At 58.1% G+C, this 22,324-nt stretch carries 16 protein-coding genes; 1 reads left to right on the top strand and 15 read right to left on the bottom strand.

Annotation, left to right across the window (positions count from 1 at the left end):
* Positions 1 to 27: 27 nt before the first annotated feature.
* The 10 genes from DQX05_RS21400 to DQX05_RS21355 all read right to left on the bottom strand — a co-directional run bounded on the left by DQX05_RS21400 (position 28) and on the right by DQX05_RS21355 (position 13,378).
* Positions 28 to 2,694, bottom strand: coding sequence for an acetate and sugar kinases/Hsc70/actin family protein (locus DQX05_RS21400; protein ID WP_119795503.1), 2,667 nt, complete (start codon positions 2,692 to 2,694; stop codon positions 28 to 30).
* 407 nt (positions 2,695 to 3,101) lie between these two features.
* Complete coding sequence (locus DQX05_RS21395; RefSeq protein WP_119795502.1) at positions 3,102 to 3,803, bottom strand: iron-dependent peroxidase; 702 nt, start codon at positions 3,801 to 3,803, stop codon at positions 3,102 to 3,104.
* Complete coding sequence (locus tag DQX05_RS21390) at positions 3,794 to 5,080, bottom strand: normocyte-binding protein (protein WP_119795501.1); 1,287 nt, start codon at positions 5,078 to 5,080, stop codon at positions 3,794 to 3,796. Before DQX05_RS21390 ends, DQX05_RS21395 begins: the two co-directional genes overlap by 10 nt.
* A gap of 379 nt (positions 5,081 to 5,459) precedes the next feature.
* Positions 5,460 to 7,466, bottom strand: coding sequence for a PP2C family protein-serine/threonine phosphatase (locus DQX05_RS21385; protein ID WP_119795500.1), 2,007 nt, complete (start codon positions 7,464 to 7,466; stop codon positions 5,460 to 5,462).
* Between the two features lie 340 nt (positions 7,467 to 7,806).
* The gene (locus DQX05_RS21380; RefSeq protein WP_182914853.1) at positions 7,807 to 8,649 is read right to left on the bottom strand and encodes a PP2C family protein-serine/threonine phosphatase; all 843 of its coding nucleotides are present in this window, start codon (positions 8,647 to 8,649) and stop codon (positions 7,807 to 7,809) included.
* Between the two features lie 13 nt (positions 8,650 to 8,662).
* The gene (locus DQX05_RS21375) at positions 8,663 to 9,190 is read right to left on the bottom strand and encodes an FHA domain-containing protein (RefSeq protein WP_006677005.1); all 528 of its coding nucleotides are present in this window, start codon (positions 9,188 to 9,190) and stop codon (positions 8,663 to 8,665) included.
* A 68-nt stretch (positions 9,191 to 9,258) separates the two neighbouring features.
* The gene (locus DQX05_RS21370; protein ID WP_119795498.1) at positions 9,259 to 9,834 is read right to left on the bottom strand and encodes an FHA domain-containing protein; all 576 of its coding nucleotides are present in this window, start codon (positions 9,832 to 9,834) and stop codon (positions 9,259 to 9,261) included.
* Positions 9,835 to 10,083: 249 nt separating this feature from the next.
* On the bottom strand, positions 10,084 to 10,551 hold the full coding sequence (locus tag DQX05_RS21365; RefSeq protein ID WP_119795497.1) for a J domain-containing protein: 468 nt from the start codon (positions 10,549 to 10,551) through the stop codon (positions 10,084 to 10,086).
* 104 nt (positions 10,552 to 10,655) lie between these two features.
* A complete protein-coding gene (locus DQX05_RS21360; protein ID WP_087444273.1) occupies positions 10,656 to 11,081 on the bottom strand; it encodes a membrane-associated protease 1 in 426 nt (141 codons plus the stop codon).
* 128 nt (positions 11,082 to 11,209) lie between these two features.
* Positions 11,210 to 13,378 (bottom strand): transcriptional regulator, encoded by a 2,169-nt coding sequence (locus DQX05_RS21355; RefSeq protein ID WP_119795496.1) that lies wholly within the window; start codon positions 13,376 to 13,378, stop codon positions 11,210 to 11,212.
* 558 nt (positions 13,379 to 13,936) lie between these two features.
* On the opposite strand from DQX05_RS21355, the gene DQX05_RS21350 reads away from it, so the two are divergent.
* Positions 13,937 to 16,012 carry a vWA domain-containing protein gene (locus DQX05_RS21350; RefSeq protein ID WP_119795495.1) on the top strand — a complete coding sequence of 692 codons (2,076 nt, stop codon included), beginning with the start codon at positions 13,937 to 13,939 and terminating at the stop codon, positions 16,010 to 16,012.
* A 74-nt stretch (positions 16,013 to 16,086) separates the two neighbouring features.
* On the opposite strand, the gene DQX05_RS21345 is transcribed toward DQX05_RS21350, so the two are convergent.
* From DQX05_RS21345 to DQX05_RS21325, 5 genes are all read right to left on the bottom strand, one after another.
* Entirely contained in the window at positions 16,087 to 17,052 is a 966-nt protein-coding gene (locus DQX05_RS21345; protein WP_119795494.1) for a serine/threonine protein kinase, read from the bottom strand.
* Between the two features lie 199 nt (positions 17,053 to 17,251).
* Positions 17,252 to 19,054, bottom strand: coding sequence for an MASE4 domain-containing protein (locus DQX05_RS21340; RefSeq protein WP_119795493.1), 1,803 nt, complete (start codon positions 19,052 to 19,054; stop codon positions 17,252 to 17,254).
* A 179-nt stretch (positions 19,055 to 19,233) separates the two neighbouring features.
* Positions 19,234 to 20,790: a DEAD/DEAH box helicase gene (locus tag DQX05_RS21335; protein WP_119795492.1), complete on the bottom strand. Its 1,557-nt coding sequence runs from the start codon at positions 20,788 to 20,790 to the stop codon at positions 19,234 to 19,236.
* A gap of 149 nt (positions 20,791 to 20,939) precedes the next feature.
* The gene (locus DQX05_RS21330; RefSeq protein ID WP_119795491.1) at positions 20,940 to 21,158 is read right to left on the bottom strand and encodes a YwbE family protein; all 219 of its coding nucleotides are present in this window, start codon (positions 21,156 to 21,158) and stop codon (positions 20,940 to 20,942) included.
* Between the two features lie 66 nt (positions 21,159 to 21,224).
* Complete coding sequence (locus tag DQX05_RS21325) at positions 21,225 to 21,836, bottom strand: class I SAM-dependent methyltransferase (protein WP_119795490.1); 612 nt, start codon at positions 21,834 to 21,836, stop codon at positions 21,225 to 21,227.
* Positions 21,837 to 22,324: the final 488 nt, after the last annotated feature.

Genomic DNA, 22,324 nt, shown 5'->3' with positions numbered 1-22,324 from the left:
GCAGCCCTCCTTTCCGTTCTGTCTCGATTATTTCAAGCCATCGAAGAAATCCAGCTCCGACAGATCATTCTCGAAGGCATAGAATTGCTTCGTGCCGATATAGAGCTGCTCGTTCATCCGCGCAACCGGCACGGTATCGAAGCCCCAGCTGCCGTCGCCGGCGAAGACGAACCATTTGGCCTCGCCATTGGCGATCGAGTCCGTGTCATCCTGCGGAATCCGATCGCCGTATTCCGCGGCGATCTCCTCGTACCGCACCGGGCGGTACGCCGTGAAATCATTGGCGTACACCGCGATATAGCGCAGCTGGCCATCCGCGTTGCGAATGTTGAACTCAATCTCATGCGCGCCCAGCGGCCGCGAGATCGAGCCACGCGCCTGATCCAGCCGCTCGTAGCTCGCGATCAGCAGCTTCTCCTGCCCTGTATGGGTCAGGGCGCTGACCGAGTACGGCACGATCGGCGCCTGATTCGTCAGCCGCGCTTCGATCAGCCCCGCCTTCCGGGCGCTTAGGTAGCGCAGCGCGCCGCGCAGGCAGGCCAGCTTCAGCTCCGGCACCCTGCCGGAATCATCCGCCTTCTGCCGGAACTCGATCGCCCGCCCCGGTACGAACTCCTTCAGCGCTTCCCGGAACACGTCGATCCGGCACGATTGTCCGGTCAGCTTGATGATGGAATAATCCTGCAGCCGGCCATCGCGGAAAAACTCGTCCAGGAACTTATGCACGATCTCATAGATGTCGGCCCGAATGAGATGGTTGATCTCCTGAATGTTGAACACGACATCCGGCGGCTCGTGCATGTCCCGGAACTGGCCGTTCTCCCGCAGCGACAGGCACCACCGATCCAGGACTGTCAGATGCAGATCATCCTCCGCCCGGCTGCCGTGCCCGGAATCGAAGCGGCTCCGCAGAATGCCCGTCCGGCGGAAAAATTCCTTCTTCATCCCGTCCGCCATCTCCCACAGGACGTAGAAATTGTTCCGCACCCGCTGATACTCATCCCGGGAGCGGTGCTCATATTCCTTGAACCGGGTCGGAATGACGGCCTCCGTCTCGCGGTAAGCAGCGTCGAACGCCGCATAGACCGCTTCCGCCCCGAATTCATCCACATGGCGGTACAGGTCGGCCGCCGGGATGTCGATCAGCGAATCGATGTCCGGCACCGTTCCGGCCAAGGCTCCGCCGCCGCGATAATACCCGGCGAAGACGATTTTCATGAATTGCATGATCCGGTACGTGATGTTGTTGCCGCCGAAGTTCGTATCCCCATTTTCATAGGACGTATGAATGTCCAGCTTGTAGGCGATGTGGCTGTCCTCGATGCGGAAGCGGCAGGAAGACAGATCAGTCGTCCCTCCGCCGCAGTCGATGACCAAGGCCTTGTATTCCTCCCCGTCGAGGAAGCGCTGCTGCTCCATCTGATTGGCAATCGTGTTGTACAGCACGGCCAGTCCTTCGTCGAGCGCATCGTCAGACTCGATCCGGTATTCCGGCAAAATATCGGCGAACATCTCGATGAACTGCTTCTTCAGCTTGACGGGGCCCGATAGATGCAGATGTCGGAAGCGGCATTTGAACTGATGCTCCGCCATGCGGATGACATGGATCGTATAAGCCCGGATCAGCTCCTGCCGGGACACGGATGCCGCGTTCCCCTGCGCATCCATCACATCTTCCCGCTTCTTGTAGTTGTTCACCCACCGCTTCATGCCGTGGAAGACGGTGGCGCTGCCGCTGTAGCCGCTCCTTTTCCGGTCCCGCAGCGCATCGTAGCCGAAATGATAACGGATGCGCTCCGGATCGGAGCAATCCGCGACGCCGATGACGGTCGGAAGCACCTCGATCCAATCCGCATCCGCAGACGTCGTCTCAGGGAACGCCACATAATTGATCCGATCGAGGCGAATGCGTCCGCTCAGCACATCGTTCGTATTGGGCGAAGCGATATAGCCGCTGTCCAAATACGCTCCGGCCGTCGTATTCGAGGTGCCGAAATCGATCGCCAGGACGGCATCGGTCTCCTCCAGCTCGCGGATGTCCAGATCAGTGACCGGAATTTTGTAATAATACAAATGAGCCGGCGGGAGCGGCGTATCGCGGTAATACGTGCGGTACACGTATTCGGACACCGCCCGCGGGAAGAAGAGCAGACTGTACTGGCGGTTCGCCGTCTTCTTCACCTCGGCCTCCTCGGCCATCGCCAAATAAAAGCTTCCCCGCGCCGATCCGTCATTAACCAGATTGAGAATCGCGCACAGCTCCAGATTTTCATTGACGAGCAGCACGTTCGATTCGGCGATCTCTTCCCCCGCCTCGACATGGTAGCCGTCGAACTGATCCAGCTTCAAGCCGGAGTACAGCGTAATCTTCGCCGGAATCCGGATGCCTCCGGTATCGGTCAGCGGCGTGCCCAGATACTTTTTCATGGCCGCCTCGACCCGCTCGAATCCGCCCGGACGGACGCCAGTGATGAGCAGACTCTCGTCTGCGCCCCGGTATTTCATGATGGTCGCGATCAGTTCGTCCCGATCCAGCGTATGGATCAGCCCCTCGATCAGCTTCTCCCGCTGGCATATGTTCCGGAGCTGGAACGTCGTCATCTCCAACAGTTCCTCCCGGTGATATTGCGCCCGCTTCCGGGCATCCTCCCTGCGTCCCGGCTGCGTATACAGCTTGTACGAGTATCCGGCCATAAGTTACCTCTCCCTCCGGCTGTCCTCTTCGTGACCTGCCCTATCATGAACGGCCCATCCTTGCTTATAATCATTGCGATGAACCGATAGCTTAACGTGCATAACGAACATAAATAACGTACATAACCCGTGCATAACCCGTGCATAACGTAACAATGCCATTTCATTTCTTTGAAAAAACCATCGCTAACCCTGGGCAGTCTGCTACTCCTGCTACTACAGGAGAATCTGCTAATACAGGACAGTCTGCTACTACAAGGCAATCTGCCACTAGAGGGCACTCTACTACTACAGGGCACTGGGCACTCTGCACTTACAGAGCAATCTGCCGCTGCTGGACAATCTGCTACTACAGGATCAAGCATCCGCCACTCCCGAGCAGTCCGCTTAGAGAGCAGCCTCCCGGGCTAATACAGAGCAATCCGCCCCAACTGCATCGTGTCGTCCACCTCGATAATGCCGAAGTGATCGCGCCAATACACTTCCGTATGGAAGCGCGCCGGCAGGAACAGATCCGTAATCAGCTCCACCTTCGCACGGACCGCTTCCGACTTTTCATGCCCCACATAGATGAGCAGCTCATCCTTATCTTCACAATTCACGTAAATGGTCGAACGGCGGAAAATGCGCCGCATCGTATCCCGCAGAAAATAGACGGCTTCGCCCGTCTCATACAGACGCAGCACATTGCATGCAACCGCTTCCTGCTCATCGCGGGTGAACAGCGGGATCGCTTCGCTCACGCGGGGGCCGAACCGTCCCTCCGCCATATCGCGCAGCACGAACCGGATGTAGTACTCGCGCCGGTTCATCCCCTGGTAGCGGTCAATTCCGGTCAGGAAGTGCAGGATGATATCGAACAGCGCATGACGCAGCTCGGTATCCTCTTCGTTGTTAATATCGAACAGGTCCTTGAACAAGTCGTAGAAGCGGTAGTACGGATTGACCTCGACCTTCTCTAGATGCTGCAGCGCGTACGTGTTAAGATCCTGGAGGCTGAGCTCCATATAGGGCGAGTAGACACGGGCGGGAGCGAACCGGATATCCTTCGCCTCAATGCCGGCTTGTTCCGCCTGGATGACCAGATCCCATATATAATTCACGCCCATTCCCCTTCACACTTGTATTCCGGAAAAAACATCTGCACTTCCGACACGAGGAAGCTCATCTCATCCTGTAGAAGGAAGCGCTCGTCCTCTTCCGCCTGGCGCGCCCGGAAGGCGAGCCGCATCACCTTTTTGTCCCGTTCCGTGCGGACATTGTCGCTGACGAACGGATTCATCTCGTACGTCTGCGGCGAACCGTCGCTCCGATCGCGGATATCGACCCGCTCCAGCTCAAGCAGGCGAGCCGCATCGAACGCATGCACGATGCGAATGATCTCCCCCGTCGCCCGCACAATCTGTCCCTGCCGACGCGCATATTTCCCGATGAAGCCGTCCGTTCTCCGGTTGGAGACGAGCGGATAGCTCAGGCTGCCGAGGCGGGCGGCGACGGGCTGGGCGATTTTCAGGACGCTCCAGATGCCGGCCTTCTCCTGCGGCGACACGATGGTCAGCTCATCCCTTGAACGCTTGATGTAGCGAATATTCTCCTCGTCGCCCTCCACCAGATAGCCGTGCTCGCTGCCCGTCTTGTGCAGCGATAGCACATGCTCGTAGTTGATCCGATCGGAGGCGGGAACCGGGAAGCCGCTGTTCTTGATGGCCAGCCGCTCGATATTCCAGAGCGGAACGACATCGACCCGCTTATACGGCTCGTATTCCTCGAGATCGACCGTAATCTCGCTGATCTCCTCATCCTCCTGCGGCACGGCGTCGCAATGCGTCAGCAGCACGTCCACGAACTTGTAGGCGTACGGATGATTGACCGTCTTCCACGGCACATTATTTTGCTGGAACACGTGGTACAGCTTCTCGATCTCTTCAATATAGCGCCGGCTCTGCACGAGCCGGACCGAGATCGGGTAACTTCCGCCGGACGTGATCATCTCCCCGCGGAACGTTCGCTCCCCTTCCAGCAGCCCCCGCAGCGCTGCATAATCGCATTCCAGGAATAGCGTGAACAGCAGCGCCTCTTCCTTCCGCTGCATATGATCCAGCAGCTGGCTCATGTCGATCAGCTTCGGCGTCGCGTCCTCCGGCAGCATCGGATGCAGGAAGTCGTGAATCGGGTCCAGCTCATCGCGGCGGCACAGCGAGACGAAGACATCATGCTTCTCTTCGCCGTCCTCCACCTCATCGAACACTTTGCGCTCCATCTTCCGGTTCATCTCTTCCTGATACTCCACCAGATTGAGGAACAACCCGGTCATCAGCTGCTTCAGCTGCTTGCGCTGCTCCAGATCCTCCATTTTGCTTAACCGATCGGAAATGATATCCTTCATGACGATGATTGGCCCCTCCTTCTCCTCAGCTTGCCTGGCGCGTGGGCATAATTCCCGGCGTCTGCTGCTACTGTAGTGCCCGTCCGGTCCGACACGGTGTGCCGTGGGACAGGTATGCTTCGGACACGGACGCAATGCGTCATTTCGCATCTTCCGGACCCATCCCGGCAGAAAATCCTGCAAAATTACAGTTTTTTTCGCTGAACACTGCACGCTCCGCATCAATCCTGCAAATATGCAGCTTTTTGGCCGCCTCAGCCTCAGATTTGGCCCGCTATGGGCAAAATTGATGTAGTTTTGCAGCAATTTCCGCTTTTCGGCACATATTGCGGCGGAATTCCTGCACGTATGCAGGAATTCTTAGCCCTGGCATACCTCGCTACTGCGTTGGGGCGGATTCCTCTTCTCCCGAGTTCGTACCCGAGCTCTCACTGGAGCCCGTGCCGGATCCCGCACCGGAGTTCGCCCCAGATCCAGTGCCGGATTTCGTGCCAGAACCAGAATCCGAGCTCGCACCTGAGTTCGCGCCGGAACCAGAATCCGAGCTCGCACCCGAATTCGTCCCTGAACCAGCACTCGGATTCGCACCCGAGTTCGCACCAGAACTCGTACTAGAGCCCGTCCCCGCGCCCGAACCGTTACCGGTAGCCGCACCATCAGCCGCGTCCCCAGTCGAGGCGCCTGCGCTTCCCTCCGCGGGGGTCCCTGCCCCGGATGCGGCAGCGCTGCCGCCGCCGGAGGCGCTGCCCTGGCTGACGGCATTTCCCCCCGCCGCAGGCGGGGCTTGCACGGCACCGGCCGCTGCCGTGCCCGCCGCGGATCCGTCCGCCCCGGCGGCAGGCTGCGGCGGCGGATTGAGCTTGTCGACTGCCTTGTCGATCTTCCGCTCCATGCCCAGCACCCGCTCCAGCATGTCAATCTCCTGATAGATCTGCTGCGCTGCCGAATAAGCGTCAATCGCCCCGACATAATCCTGGGCGGCGAACTGCTGATCGCCCTTTTTCTCGAGCTTGTCTCCCTCGAGCAGCCGCTTCTCCTTCTTCAGCCCGGTTACCTTCTCCTCCGCATCCTCCAACTTCTTCCGAATATCCTTCTCGCCGTCGACGAAGCCCTCCTCGATGGCCGCCCGGCGCGCCCGCTGATACGAGCTGCGCGCACCGACGAAGTCCTGCGTCTCGAACTTGATGTCCCCTTCCTGCACCCAGCTCATAATTTGCATATACAGGTTGGTGCGTTCGATTTTGTCCTCGAGTTCCTTATGGTTGAACTCTTTGTACGGCTTCGCTTCCTCCTGCGCCTTGACATATTTGTCCAGCGCCTTCGCATAATCCCGTTCCTTGAAAAAGCCGTCTCCGTCCACCATCAGCTGCATCAAGCGCTGCTTCTTGTCGAACAGATCGCGGTGATAGCGGTCCTTCAAGCGCTTGGCCATATTTCTCGCCTCGCTGTACTCGTTCACGGCCTTCGCATAATCGCCTTCCTTCATGTACGTGTCGGCGTTTTGCTGGAACTCGATCATATTCGTGGCCGCCTCCGCCTTGCGCGAGACTTCCTTCGCGTACAGGTAAATGGCGCCGCCTCCCGCCACGGCCAGGATGACCAGCGCGATCAGCCACTTTTTCAGCTGCCGCCACTTCTTCTTCGGGTCCTCCTTGAACGCCTTGTTCACATAGACGGCGACGGCGGTATAATTATTCACCGTGCCGCGCTGCTTGCTGAGCAGCACGTCCTCGAGCGTGTCCGTGAAGTCCTCCGGCTCCTTCGCCTCTTCAAGCGAATCCAGCATCTCCAGGCGATGCACCTCTTCCCACAGGCCCGGCGTACACAGCAGCAGCACATCGCTATCGGAGAGTGGCACCTTCTTCGAGATGAACGGCTCGAAGCCGTCGGGACGGCCCATATAATTGAGCAGGTTATGGCGCTCCGCGTGATAGTCGATCGCCACGTCCGAGATCTCGCCGGCATTCGCCATCGCCTGCGCCAGACTCTGATCCTGGCTGCGCCCGAACAGGCGCCCGCCGCGGAAATGGTACAGGCGCGCATGGCCCGCCACCGCCCAGACGATCTTCGCGTAGTCGGTGACGACCAGGATCAGGCTCGCCTTGAGCCGCACCCGGCGGCTCTCTTCTCTGAGCCATTCATGCGCTTCCTGCATGTACCGTTTCAATCTCTGGGGAGACATCGTCGGTTTCTCGGTGAACCGCCCCAGGATGCTCTTCACGACCATCTCGGCGCTGTCCGCCTCCCGGTCCCCATCCAGGCCGTCGGCGATGACCCAGCAAGCCATATCATCGAGTTCGACATAAGCGAAATAATCCTTGTTATGTAGAAAAGAACCGGCTTCCGACACGAAGCTGGTCTTGAAATCGCTGTTCTCCTTCCTCATCCGTACCCCCGCTTTTCCCCTATTCCGCACACAGCTCTGCAGGCTCTCCTTCATGTGACGGGAATGATGCCCCCGACGCGCCGATCGAACCGCTTCTTCGGCCCCTTATATTCCGACACAGCCTCTTAACTTCCGACTCACCGAATACCACGACTTATCCAGCCACTCAGCTTCCAACGCAGCGAATGTCACGGCCCTCCTGCCTCTCCACTTCACACACCAAATGCCACGCCTCTCAGCTTCCGACGACCGAATGCCCGACTTCCATCGCGCCACAGGCTCCAGCCGCTTCGGCCCCGTAGTCTCTGGCTGCCATCGCTCCCGCTGGCCCGTCCGGCACTCAGTCATGATCGACGATGACGATCGTCGCGTTGTCCTGATTCGCCAATCCCTTGGCTTCGATTGCCTCGATAATCTCCTCGGCCGCATCATTCGGCGATATCGGCTGGGACAGAATCGCCTCAAGTTCCACCTCGGTCATCGTGTTGTAGACGCCGTCGCTGCACAGGATGACCCGATCCCCGGGCCGGAGCGCGAACGGTTCGCTGCCCATCTCCATCCGGGCGAAATGCTCGTAGCCCAAATAATTGATCAGCCGCTTCCGCAGCGGATGATCGCTCGCTTCCTCCTTCGTCAGCTCCCCTGCCAGGCAGCGTTCCTGCAGCACGGATTCCAGCGTATGCTTCTCATTCATCCGGATGAACTCCCCGTCCCGGAACACCATGATGACGCTGTCCCCGACGGCGGCCCAATACAGCCAGTCCCCCGCAATGACGCCGGCGACGAGGGTCGTTCCCCCGGGCGCGCCCTGCAGGCTCTGCAATATTTCCGAATTGCTGACCTTCCCGGCCTTCGCGAAATAATCATGAACGTCCCGGATATCGGACAGCTTCAGAAATTCCCGGATGAACACGGTCACGGCAATCGTGCTCGCCAGACGCCCATGGGCGAGGCCGCTAATGCCGTCGGCCAGCACGGCGGCAGTGCCGTGTGGAGTCGTTACGCTGGAGAAATAATCATCCTGCTCGTCCCGCGCGCCGATCGTCTGCCCGTTCCCGATCGGAACGCCCGGCTTATCGGGAGCGGCGTTCGCCAGCAAGCGGCGCCGCGCACCGAGCAGCAGCAGAATCGCCGCCGCCGCACCCAGCACGATCATATACGGCACCCATTCCTGTAATTCCATCGGGATGCCCATATTAACCTTCGTTATGGTCCCATTCGAAATGGACCCCACAGAGCGGAATAAAGATGAATTTGCTCCGGCCGAGCTGAAGAACGTCGTAAGCGGCTAGCTCTACCGGCGTATATACCGCTTCGTTATTGTGATAGGCCAGGCCGGAAGCGTCGCCCGGCAGGAGATAGAAGTTGCGCTTCTTCGGGTCGTACACGATGACGGCGTGGTTCCGCCGCGAGATCGCATTGTCGCCCAGAATGCGGATATGCATGTCCTCGGAGCGGCCGATGAAATTCTTCTCGGCGCGAATCCGATAATCTTGGCCGAGCTGAGGCCCCTCGATGCAGACGAGCCACCCTGTTACCGGGTCAATGCCCGTCGTCTCGCCCAGATAAGGCATCGTCTTTTCGTCCTCTTCCGGCCGCACCGGCTTCTTCGCCGCCGCGTCGCCGCTCGGCGCCGCCTCCACCGAGATACTGCAATATGGGCAAATATTGCCGTGCTTGCGCGTGCTGAACATGTGCCCGTTGGCGCATCTTGTCAGACTCATCCTGTTCATTCCTCCGTTACTCGATTCTTTATAGAGGTCTTGCTTCTATCGATGTAGCGCTCATGGCGCTATTTCACCACGATTCGCGTATTGGCAATGCAAATAATATCGCCGGATTCAATCAGGTACGGCCCCTCTTCCTCCAACTGCTCCGCTGTCCTGCGTCCAGCCGGCTGAATGCCGACGCCGTTGCGGGAATCGAGATCCTCCACATACCAGCTTCCCGAAGCATAATTCAGCACCGCGTGATGCTTGCTGATCAGCGACGCGTATTCCGAATCCGACAGATCTATGTCAACCTCGCTTTGCGCAGAGCTCTTGCCGATAAGCAAGGAAGTTTCCCCATGGATGTACCATTCCTTCACGCTCTCCCCCTCTTCGTCCAGGAGAACGAGCTTGGCAATGGCTGCGCCGTCCTGCCGGCGCTTCATGCGGCTTCGAGCCCTCCAAGTGGCATAGACGGCTGCCCCTGCGGCAAGCAGGACACCAACCGCCACCTTCAATACCAGATCCGCATTCCATATGTACACGTAGAATAGTGCTGCCGCCGCAATACCGGCAATCAGCATATCAATGACCATAATCCAGCCGGCACAATGCTCCCAGTTGGAATGGGCTTCTTCATAATCCGTTTCATACCTCACATTCGATTCCTCCAACAGTACAAGGATCCCGTGCCAAGACGGAGCCCGTCCAGAATCAATATGCCAATGTACTCTCTGTCTAACTTCCATGAATTCAATGAATCCTACCTATGATTGATCCGCATCTGGCGGCCGCTGCGGCGGCCCGCCCGGTTACCGGGCAGCCGGATGCGCTTCCGAATGCGCTCAGGCGCAAGCCATGCCTGTAATGAGGCGAACCGCTTCCATTCGGATCGTCGCTCCGCCCCTTCACTTCTTCCGCATGCCGAAATACCGCTGGAACATCGCCGCCGCGTCAACTGGCTCCGATGCTTCCTTGCCCGCGCCCTTCATGCCGGTCGGCTTCTTCGTCTTCGGATCGAAGCCGAAGAACCGGGCGAAGTTCGCCTCCACGTTCCGCGGATCGAACGGTTCCTGCGCGGATGTCCCCGCGGCCTCGCGCGGGCGTTCCGGCCCCGCTCCCCGCTGTCCGCCATGGCCGAATGTCTTGCCGGCCTTTCCTTTTCCGTCCAGCTCATCATCATACGCGGCTCGGGATGCCTCATCCTGGAGCACCGCATACGCTTCATGAATCTGCTTGAACCGCTGCTCGGCCTCGGCGCTGCCGCCGTTCACATCGGGATGATGCTGCTTGGCGAGCCGCCGGTAGGCCTTCTTGATCTCGTCCGGCGCCGCATCGCGCCGCACGCCCAGCACGTCATAATAATTCGCAGCCATCCGCATCCTCCCCGCCACTCGCTAAGAAATAAAATTTAAGAGGCACGAAGCCTCTTAAACTTGGAATGCATGTTCCGATTACGCCACGTGTGCGGGAACCCGATTTACATCGGGTAACCGCCGTCGATCGTTGCGAGCTCGGTTTTGTCTTTCTTCTGCTTGATGTAGAGGCTGAATGATCCGACCCCTTCCGTGTCGCCGTACGTCTCGGTATAATCCACGACGAACGCGTTAGGGAAGTACACCTTGCGCACGACTTGATCCGCGGCGATGACTTCCAGCGTCACTTTGCGGTAGCAGTCCGCCTTCTCTGCTGGAACGAGCGACCACAACGCCAACTTCTTCGTGTCGTCGGCGTTGTCGCCGTCGGTCGCCGTGATGATTTTGCCGGAGATGCGCATAGTCGCGCCAACATCCGTCGATCTTGCGTTGGAGTCGTCCGGCGTGTCGGTGTCATAGACGACCTTTTGGATGTTGTCCATGCCGAGCTCGATTGTTTCTGCACCTTCTACTCTGAGAATGAATCCCATGAATACTACCTCCTTGAATGTGGTTGAGATTGATGCCGGAGGCGATGAACGCTTCCGGGATTTATGTAGAGAGGCGAGCTTGGTTAAGCACACCTCCAACATACGTTTCCAAAATCCAGCCATACGGGTCACGCCTTGACCGGCGTGGTGCCTTTCGTGATCATGACTTCAAGATTTTTCACATTGCCATTGAACACGAGATCGATGTGGCACAGATTGCTCTTGTCATCGATGATGTAGGACATGTCATCGCCGTCTTGAATGATGGAGTTGACATACCCGCGCGTACCGAGCCATTTGCTTTTTTGGCTGCTCGGGTTGTTGCTGAAGAACTTGACGATGTTCTCATGCTTGAAGTCACCCGTCTGGAAGCGGAGAATCCGCTCGATGTACGTGCTGACCAGTGTCTTGTAGAGCGGATCGAAGCCGCCCTCCGTCATGGCCATGCTTCTCGCTTTATACACCGTGATGCGCTTGATGTCCTTATCCTGCAGCTGCGCATTCTCGGAAGAGAAGACGAAGCCGAAGTTTTTCCGGTTAATCGCATCCTTGATGTTGTTCGTGAAGCCGGTAATCTCCTTCGCCATCGTCGTGACGGCCCGGAGCGCATGGTCGCTTGCCTCAATATCGAATCTGACACCCGGATATTCCCGACTTACGGTTTTGAATGATTCACGCAAATATTCCGGACACTGGTACGCGGCCACGATGCCAGCGGCGACATAAGCGGATCCGATATAGACGCCCTCGATCCACAGCTTGAGAATGTCTTCCTTCTCCTTGGACAGCTGAACGCCATGCTCCGTCTGCAGCATGCGGCTGTCGATGACGACGCCGGACTTGTCCTTCGGAATGACCGTGAAGTTCGGAACGCACGGAATGGCGAATTCGCTGTATTCTTTGCGTACCATGGTGCTGCACTTGTCGATGTATTTGTCGAGGCCGGAGGTCGCCATGCTGCTGAAGGTCGTCTCTTCGCCCGATTCGAAGCTGAAGAAGACCTGAACCTTGTAGTCCTTGACGACTTGAAGCAGCATCGTCAGCGACTCCATCGTATTGCCTTCCTGCTTCACGGCCTTCCCGTTGCCCCGGAAGCGCTCGCGGGTCACCTTCACCTTGCCTGCCGATTCCAGCTCCACCGAAGGCACGATGCCGAACCAGATCGTATCGGCGAATTCGTTTTTGGAGTTCACCGTGTTCAGGTACGTCTCCAGGCGCGGAATATTGTTGCTCTTCACCGTCATGTCGAGCGTCGCGTTCGTGACGAGCATCGACGGCAGCATCCCTTTGTTCTTGGTCGCATACTGGTCGAAGAACATGCGGACGCCCAATAATTTCTCCACGAGCGGTTTAACCGTTTTCACGAAATCGTCCTTCGCATTCTTGTAAAACTCGAGATAGGTGTTGTAGTTCTGTACTTCCGTCTCGACATCCACCTCGGTCTGCACGACAGGCAGCGGGCAGAACGTGCGGACAACCAGGTCCTTCACGTAGGAGGACGGCGTCTCGGAGATCGACTCGTAATCTTCCTCGAATACGGTAGCCAGCCCGGTGCTGCTATTGTCATCCATCAGCATCAGCTCGGTGCTCTCGCTCTTCGGCGCCTCGATAATTTTCAGCTCGCCCGCGTCTCCGATCGTCAGCATCCCGATCTGAATCGCTTCCGCCTGATTCTCTTCCCGCGAGCCGCCGAGCAGGAGACGCGTCTTGATATCCTCGATCGCGAGCGGAAGCATCGCCATTACGTTGTTGTAATTTTTGCTCGCATCCTCGAACATCGTGTTCAGCTTGTCGCCGAGATCGAGCTTCTTCGGATCGCCCTCATCCAGCTTGTCATACTGGGTGTACATGTAATGAATCTCCTTCCGCACCTGGCGGATGTCGTCCATTACCTTCTTCGGCGAGATCATGTCCAGCAGATTCTCGAATTTGAAGTCGACGTTGGTGATGCCCTGGCTGCGCTTCGTATCAATGAGCGTGAACAGCATTTTCAGAAAATCGTTGCTCTGGTCGATCTTGATCTCCGAAATGCAATCGTCCGCGATCCCCTCCGGTTTCTTCAGCGTGTACATTACCTTCTGGTTCGCAGCGTTGAAAAATGAGTAGACGCTTGGGGAGAACTTGTCCAGGAACTCGTCGAAGCTGCGGACAAGCAGATGTTCGTTGACTTCCTTGATTTTGTCGTCGCTCAGACTGTCAATCCCTCTGACATCGCCTACGATGGTCAGAAGATCCAGCTTCTCCGGGTTAATCTCCTCGAAGAGCATGGCACGGTTCGTTTGGTTAATGATGTCCATGTCGTTAAGCAACATGATGTCAAGCGGTTACGGCATGGCCGCAGCCGGCTTGCCAATCATATGCTCCTCCTTTCTATCGCTTGATGCATGTATTGCCTCGGGCGAAGCGGACACCGCCCTGCCGGGCGAACGTCCTGTCCCGCAAGAGGTAGCGCGGCCGGCATAAGGCAGGAGACGCAATCCCCCTCGGATTCCAATTGAGTATAAAGGCTCTTTCCGTGAACAAACAGGATTCATGCCCCATGACGAATTGGACATAACGACTAATCGCATGGAACTATATTTTTCACGCGGCAATCTTTCGCACGAACGAAAAAAAATGGTAATCGAGCTTATTCGACTTTATCTTAAAAATATTTCTCCCAACGTGTCAATGAGTCTTCGAATCGGGACTTTTAAACCAAAAATATAGTCTTTCTTTGACAACAAATGTCGAACCGTGGAAAAGCTATTTAGAATTGCCTTCGAGAATCCGATTCTATTATTTGGATATTGTAAGGATTGCCGCGAGGTTCCCAAATGACTATAAATCTACCATTTACAGGAAAAGGTGAGAGGATGATAAAAACTTTGCCCAAGCGCGGCGGCCTGTTCAAGGGGCTGGCGGCTGCCATCGCATTGATCGTGCTGTGGAGCAGCGGAGGCGGCGCAGCGCCCGCATACGCCGCAGACAAAGCCGCAAATGCGGCCTCGCAAGGGATCGACGCCGTATTCGTTCTGGACGTCAGCTATTCGATGAATGAGACCGACAAGGACGGCATCGCTGCCGAGGTCATTAACATGTTCATGGATATGAGCGATCCCGCCAAGACCCGGATCGGCTTCGTCGCCTACAACGACCGCATCGTGGAGACGCAGCCGCTGACGTCCATCGCTTCGCCTGGGCATCAGGCGAAGCTGAAGCAGAAGCTGCAGCATATGCCGCGCTACGGCTATACCGATCTGGGGCTCGGCCTGCGCACGGGCGCGGAGATGCTCGCCTCCGACAAGGAGAAGAGCGGCGTTCCGTTCCTCATCCTGCTGTCCGATGGCGGCACCGACTTCGGCTATACTTCCCGGGGAAGAACGGTGGAGGATTCCAATCGGGACGTAAAGCATGTCATTATGCAAGCCCAATCGCAAGGCTATCCCATCTACACGATCGGCCTGAACCACGACGGCTCGGTCAACAAGGAAGAGCTGGAGCGGATCGCCAAGCAGACGGGCGGAACATCGTTCATAACCGACAGCGCGGATGATTTGCCCGATATTTTCAATCAAATCTTCGCCCACCAGATTCAGTCCGTCCTCGTAACGGTCGCCGCCGTAACGGCAACCGGCGAGCTTCAGGAGGTGAAGGTGCCGATTCCGAATTCCAGCATGAGCGAAGCGAATATTATATTGCTGTCTTCGCACCCGCTGCGGGAATCCCAGCTGTATTACAGCTCCAAAAACGTGCGCCTGTACGAGTCGAATAAATACCGTCTGATGAAAATCATTCGTCCCGAGCAGGGGGAACTGGTCATCAAGCTGCGGGGAAAACCGGGAGATTTCGTCAAAGTGAATCTGCTCGGGAACTATAGTTTGGGACCAGAGCTAGTTCTTGAGTCCCAGGAAATTATAAAAGGGCAAAATACGAAATTTTTATCATACTTGCAGCATCCCGACGGTTCCCGGCTGGAAGATTCGCATGTATTCGACACGATGCAGGCGGATCTTGTCGTAACCTATCTTGACTCTGGCGAGGAAGAGCGGACTCCGCTGGCAAGGAAGGGGAACGGGTTCGAAGGGGATTATGTGTTCCGCCAATCCGGCTCGTACCGCTGGCATGTCTATATGCACGGCCCGGACTTCTACCGCATGAGCCCGGAGATAGAACGGAAGGTGGAGAACCTGCGGCCGGAAGCGGTCGAAGCCTCGCCCCTCTCCCTGACCAAGGAAGACGGGGAAGTGCGCATCGATCTGAGAGAATGGTTCCGCGATCCGAACGGGGATGCGATGACCTTCCAGCTTCAGCCGCCAACGGACAGTAAACTGGAAGGCGCTTATATCGAGGATAATTGGCTTGTTGTGACGCCGCGGAAGACAGGCGACGCCTCGCTCGCCGTGCAAGCCTCCGATCCGGAAGGCGGCACGGCCGTCTCGACGCTCGCCTTCACGGTCCGGTCCTATTGGGAGCGGCCGCTTCAGATCGGGGCCGGCGTCTTGATCGCGGCGCTGATCGGCGGCGCGGCCTACCTGTGGCTGCGGCCGCGGCCCAAGTTCGCCGGGCGGCTGGAGGGCTACTTCCTGAATACCGCCAGCGGCAACGACATCCCGGTCGCCTTCTGGCCGCTGTCATCATTCGACAAGCGCCGGGTCAGCCTGGCCGATCTGCTCCGCAGCCTCGACATTCATGAGCCGCTGCCGGAAGCGGAGCGCATCTTGCTGGAGCCGGGGAAGGAGGGCGTGCTGCGGGTCGTTCACCATACGTCCTGCGCCGTCGACAAGGGGCGGACGCCGATTCCGAAAGGCAAGAAGGAAGTTGTGCAATACAATGAGAAAATCTATGTGACGTTCGAGGACGGCATTACCGAGATCGAGCTTCGTTATAAGCCGCTCAAGTCGGGTTCCGTCTCTACAGGACGTTCGCATTCGCTGCCGGAATCGGGCTGATATGCTGATAGGGGAAGAGCCCGGGCGTCCACCCCGGCTCTTCCTGTTATCGCTTCATAAGTATCCGCTGCACTCTAGCTCCCGCCCCGGGACATCGATTCTTGGTCCGCCGCCTGATCCGGAAGGCGGTGACCTTGCAGCCTCTCCTTCAGCGCCCATTTGAGATGCTCCGCATAGAGCGCGATCCGGAACGGATTCAGCGAGGCCGGGCGCTTGCGGGCGTTGATGGCCAATCCCTTCGTAATTACCCGGGCCAGCAGAGGGCTCGTGCCCCGGCTTCGCTGCCGGAGCGGCTCAACCTGATCCCGGAACAGCCGCTGGGTCACATCCAGCGGCGGCTGGCCGCACAAGCAGAAGTACAGCGTCGCCGCAAGACTGTATATATCGGCTGCCGGATCCTGCCGCGATGTCTCGGAATACAGCTCCAGCGCCGAATAGCCCGCCGTCGTGAAGATCGGCTGCCTCCCGCCCGCTTCATAATGCACCGCCGATCCGAAATCAATCAGCTTCGGCCTTCCTTCCTGATCGATAATGATATTCCCCGGCTTGATATCCCGGTGAATCAGGCCCTGTCTATGTATATATTCCAGCGCATCAATGATCTGCAACATCGTCTCCTTGTAGAATCGAGCCCGGGACGGCACCTTCCCTTCCCGAATATATTGCGCCATCGTCATGCCCGGGCAGTAGGCTGTCACGAGGTAGACCGTGCCGCCCTCTTCGAAGTGATCGACATAATCAACGATGCAAGGATGACTCAACCGCTGCAGCAGCGGCCCCTCCTTCGCGAAAATATCCCGCTGCTCCTCGAATTGCGCCCTCGCCCCCGGCATACGGCAGCACACGGAGCGCCGATCCCGATCCCGCCGCGCCAAGGCTTGCGGGAAAAATTCCTTGATCACGCACCATGACCCGCTCTCAATATGTCTCGCTTTATAGACGATGGACAACTCGCCGCTCGACACAACTTTTCCAATCCGATACTTATTCTGCAGCCTCGTATTCCGCTTCAAGGCCGACTCGTTGACCGTCTGTGCCACCTGCTCCCCCCGCTCCGCCGTCAGCGCCCGCCTGCCCCTGCCTGCTCCGGCGCTGTGCCTGTACTTTCATCCATTGTAGCAAGATCCCCCAACATTTTCTATTTCCTTGTCAACATTCCGCCGTTTGCTCTCTATTCCGACAAAAAATACCCTGCCCTGCCGGGCAAGGTACCGGTATGGCAGCTTCGCCTCCGCCTGTTCATCCTGAAGGGCCGTCCCCCTGCATCCTCACGCGGTTGCGCCCGTCCCGCTTCGCCGCATACAATCCCTGATCCGCCATCTGCACGAGGGCTTGCGGATCAGGACAATGCTCTTGCCGTCCCGGGATCCAGGTGGCCGCCCCGAGGCTGAGTGTCACAAAATGGCCCACCTCAGACGCCTCATGACGGATAGTCAACGATTCCACCTGCAGACGGATTGCCTCGGCGGCAATGACCGCATTCATAGCCGGAGTATGCGGCAGGAGGACGGCGAATTCTTCCCCGCCGTAGCGGGCCACGACGGATAGCGGCTGAGTAACCGCTGCTCTGACCGCCTGGGCCACCTGCCGCAGACATTCGTCCCCCGCCAGATGCCCGTACGTGTCGTTATATCGCTTGAAATAGTCGATATCGAGCAGAATAAGCGACAGCGGGCAGCTCTCCTGCTTCACCCGCTCCCATTCCTGCTGCAGCATCAAGTCGAAATAGCGGCGGTTGTACACGCCCGTCAAGCCGTCGGAGTAGGAAAAATCGGTCAGCAGGCGATTCGCCATCTGAAGCTTCTTGTTCGCTTCCTTCATCTTCCCTTCGGCAACGATGCGGTCGGTCACGTCGCGGAAATAGACGGACACGCCCTGCCCCGTCGGGAAAATCCGGAACTCCAGCCAGCGCTCCTGCAGCTTGTCATACTCCGTGAGCTCCGCCGGATCGCCGCTCTCCATTACCTGATGCGACATCGCATACATCTTGCCTCTCAGCAAGTGAGGGCTGGCGGTCCACATCGAGCGGCCCTTGACTACCTCGAAGTCGAGACCGGTATATTTCTCCGCTTCCTTGTTCATATACGTAAATTCCCAATTCTGATTCACCGCCAAAAAGGCATCCGTAATGCTGTCCAATATGGTCTCCACCCGCTCCTGCGACTGCTTCAGCGCCGTCTGCGAATGAATCAGCCGGACATACAGCTGGTTCAGCTCGTGGAAGAACACGGTCAGCAGCGCCGTTGACGAGATGAAAGAATTGATCCGGGAGGCATACCAGCCGACAGTGTACCGCACTCCGGCGAACAGCGACAGATTGATATCCATCCAGAACATAAAGGCGGACATCGTCAGCCACAGATGCAGCAGGCTCTGCGCTCGCGTGGCGGTAAACAGATAGACCAGAGCGAGAAGGTTGAGAAGCCACAGCGCGGGCCCGATTCCCATATTCAACATCAGGCCGTAATGATTCTGTTCGATAAGAACCGGCAGCTCGTCCCGGAACTGCCCAAGCAGGTACGACAGAACCGCAGTAAGCAGCACCACCGTGCCGAAGATGGCGGCCACTGTCGCCTTCTCCCTGCGCTCGGTCAGGGCGGATTTCCATTTCCGGAGACTATAGGTGTACAACATAATGCCCAGCGGAAAGCCGCCATGCCAGATCACCCAGAACCAGACCGAAGTCTGAGGTCCCGCATGCAGCAGACCCGTCTCGGAGAAAATGCCCGGGAAGGTCAGCAGATACGGAATCGTAATCAAGCCGGAGAACAAAAAGGCAGCCGCGAGCAGAAGAATCGGCTTATCCCCCGTCGCCCGGAACTGGACATACAGCAAGTAAGCCGTCATCAAATTCCCGAACACAATCCAGGCAATAAAAATGGGCAGGAACGGCCGGACCTCGGGCAGCGGCATGTCGACATAGGGACTGATCAGCAGCGAGACGGCGAATACCCCGATACTGATAGAGAGGGCAGTCTTTCTCTGCATCGCTGTTGCCGGAATGTTAATCAGACTCGTTAGCGGGTCACGCATGCGCAGCATGGAGTGGAATCAACCTTTCGTCAGTCAATGGATCATTTAGTCGAATCTTTTCACATCTTACTCTCATAGTAACATACTATCAGTCTGTGAAAAGGCAAAACCGGGCCCCCAATCTCTGGGGCGCCCGGTCCGGCATCCATCATATACAGTTCGGCTTGGGTGGGCGACCCCGTAGCGCATTACTTCCGTCCGCGCGGCGCCTTCCCCTTCTTGCCCGGCCCTGGCGTGGCATTCCGCCCGGATCGCTGTCCGGCCGCGGACGAGCCCCGCTTCCCGCCGCCGGCGGTGACTGGCGCATGGCCGCGGCGTCCCCGGGCAGCCTGGGCCGCCCCACAGCCACCCTTGCCCCGCTCGGCTTGCGCCCGGCTGTCGGCCGCCTTCCGCCGGCGGTCTGCCGGACGCTCCGCCCCGGCTCCCGAGCGGGCCGGGTTCGGCCGCTGCGTTCGTTCGCCGCGGCCTTCTTCTTGCCCGCGGCGCGCCCCCTGGCGGCCACCCGCATGGCCGCCGGCTCTGCGGCGTTCCGGCCCCGCATCTGCCGCGCTGCGCGCACCGGCACCCCGATCGCTTCCGCGCCGTGCGCTTCCGCGTCCGCTCTCGCCACGCTCACTCTCGGTGCGTCCGCCGGACGGGCCGCCCCGGCTCTGCCGGTGCAGCTTCATGCGGATGCCCTGCTCGATGAGAGCGAGATAGCTCTCATCGCGGGGCGCGGCCAGCGTGATGGCACACCCGGCTCCACCCGCACGGCCCGTCCGCCCGATCCGGTGAATATAGCTCTCCGCATCATGCGGAATATCATAGTTGAAGACATGCGTAATTCCTTCCACGTCCAATCCGCGTGCCGCCAGATCAGTTGCCACCAGCAGCTGCACATTCGCCTTCCGGAACCGCTTCATGACCTGCTCCCGCACCGCCTGGGTCAGATCGCCGTGCAGCTCGTCCGCATCGTATCCCTTCGCCTTTAATGCCTCATACAGCGTCTGGGCCCGCCGCTTCGTGCGGCAGAAGATAACGGCCTGATACGGGCGATGCTCGTCGAGGAGACGGAACAGCGTCTCTTGCTTCGCCCGATCCGTCGTCTCCACCACGAGCTGGCGAATATCCTTTACCGTCACCTGCTCCGCCTCCACCCGGAGATCAAGCGGCGAGCGCATGAAGCGCGCGGCGAGCGCACGGACCGGCTCCGGCATCGTCGCCGAGCAGAGCAGCGTCTGCCTGCTCGGCGGCGTGTGAGAGATCACATCCTCCACTTCGGGAAGAAAGCCCATATGCAGCATCTGATCGGCCTCATCCAGCACGAGCAGGCGGATGCTGGAGCCGTCGAAAGTGCCCCGGCGCAGATGATCGGTCAAACGGCCCGGCGTGCCGATGACCAACTGGCATGCTCCCTGGAGCTTGCGAATCTGCTTCTCCACATCCTGGCCTCCGTAAGCGGCCAGCACATGAATGCCTCCGCTTCCATCCGGGGCGGAGTTCGTCAGCTTCTTGGCCTCTGCCGTAATCTGCAGAGCCAGTTCCCGCGTCGGCGCGACGATAAGCGCCTGCGCCTGGGGCTGCTCCGGATCGATCCGCTGCAGGATCGGGAGCAGGAACGCCAGCGTTTTCCCCGTTCCGGTCTGCGCCTGCAGCACGGCATCCCGGCCAGCCAGCGCGGCAGGGATCGCCTGAATCTGAATCGGCGTCGGCGCCGTAATTCCTTGCTTCGTTAATCGATTCGCCCACTCTTGGCGAATGCCCAATGATATAAAGCCTGACAGACAGGCCACCTCATTTCTTCTCTATGCGTATGCATTGGTTTCTCTTTTGCTATTCATGGATTCATTGGTTTATTGATTTATTGATTCTTCCTTGATTCATTACTTCTTCTTGATTCATTGATTCATCGATTTCAAGGTGACGAATCGCCGGCCCCGATAATCTGCTTCACCCGGCCGACCTGCCCGTCCTGCAGGCGAACCTTGATGCCATGCGGATGATAGGCCGAATTCGTCAGAATATCTTTGACGACGCCCCGGGTTGTCTTGCCAGTGCGCTGATCCTGCTTCAAGACAATATCCACCTGTAGGCCGGGGCGGATGCTCGCCCGCTGCTGACCACTCTGCTCCATATGCTTCCCTCCTTCGCGCACGGCTCCTCCCGATCACAGCTCGAGCTGCTTTGGGGATGCAGTCCTCTATTTGCGGCACACGGCGACGCCGATGAAATACCGCACCCCTTCCCGCGGCTTCTCGAACGTGACGCCACGCTGATAGTAAATATCCGTCTCCGCGAACCGGGTGAACAGCTCCGCGAATTGCTCCGGGGTCAGCTGATGCACATGGAACGGCTCGCTCGTCGGCATGCCTCTCCCCCTGCCGAACGGACTCGACAGCACCAGGACGCCGCCCGGATTGAGCATCCGGTACAGATTGTCCATCAATTGCCAATCGTCGGCCACATGCTCCACCGTCTCGAAGCTCAATATCGTATCGAAGGTGCCCAGCTTGCCTGGCAGCTCCGGGTCCGTCGCATCCCCCTCAACATACGTCACCTTCTGATGATGGTACTCCCGCCGTGCATATTGCAAGGTCGGAAGGTCATTGTCGACGGCGACAATTTCCTTCACCTCCCGCTTGCGCTCCTTCGCGACCAGATGAGAACCGTAGCCGGTCCCGCAAGCGATATCGAGCACCCTGCCCCGTACATAGGGCGTCGCGAAGTAGTAGCGGGCGATATGCTCCAGCAGCATCCCGTTCATCGGCTTCATCAGCTTGGGAATAATTCGTTCCCCCGTCCATTCCAGCATCCATTCACGCTCGATTCCGTTTTATTTTCCCCATGTTACAGGAAAGCAACGAAAAATGCCACTATTCAAAGCCGAACCATCCTGCCCTCAAGAGGCGAAGGAGCACGAACGGCCCTGGCGGCCGTCCCCCAAGTGGTCCGGTCCCTTCCTTCCCCCCGACAGACTTTTACTGAACCCGCCTTTACGTTCAGCTTCCCCAAAAAGCTGCAAATTTGCAGCTTTTTTACCGGGTCCGTTTTTTGAGAAGAGCAATCCTGCAAATCTGCAGGAATTATTGCCATTTGGGCCAGGATTTCAGATTACCACAGGCAAAATGCTGTAGTTTTGCAGAAATATCACCGAATTTACCTGCGAGAGGGAGAAAAAGATGTAAAATTGCAGGATCCCCCCCCCTCAACCTTCTGCTCATTGGGACTCCAGCGCAACCTCACCGAGTGCTAGAGTAAAGGGCAGAAAATTTCTGCCCCTCCTCATCAAACCGTACGTGA

This window comes from Paenibacillus thiaminolyticus (assembly GCF_003591545.1).
Lineage (GTDB): Bacteria > Bacillota > Bacilli > Paenibacillales > Paenibacillaceae > Paenibacillus_B > Paenibacillus_B thiaminolyticus_A.
The sequence above is the reverse complement of the archived record's forward strand: the minus strand, read 5'-3'. Positions and strand labels throughout refer to the sequence as shown.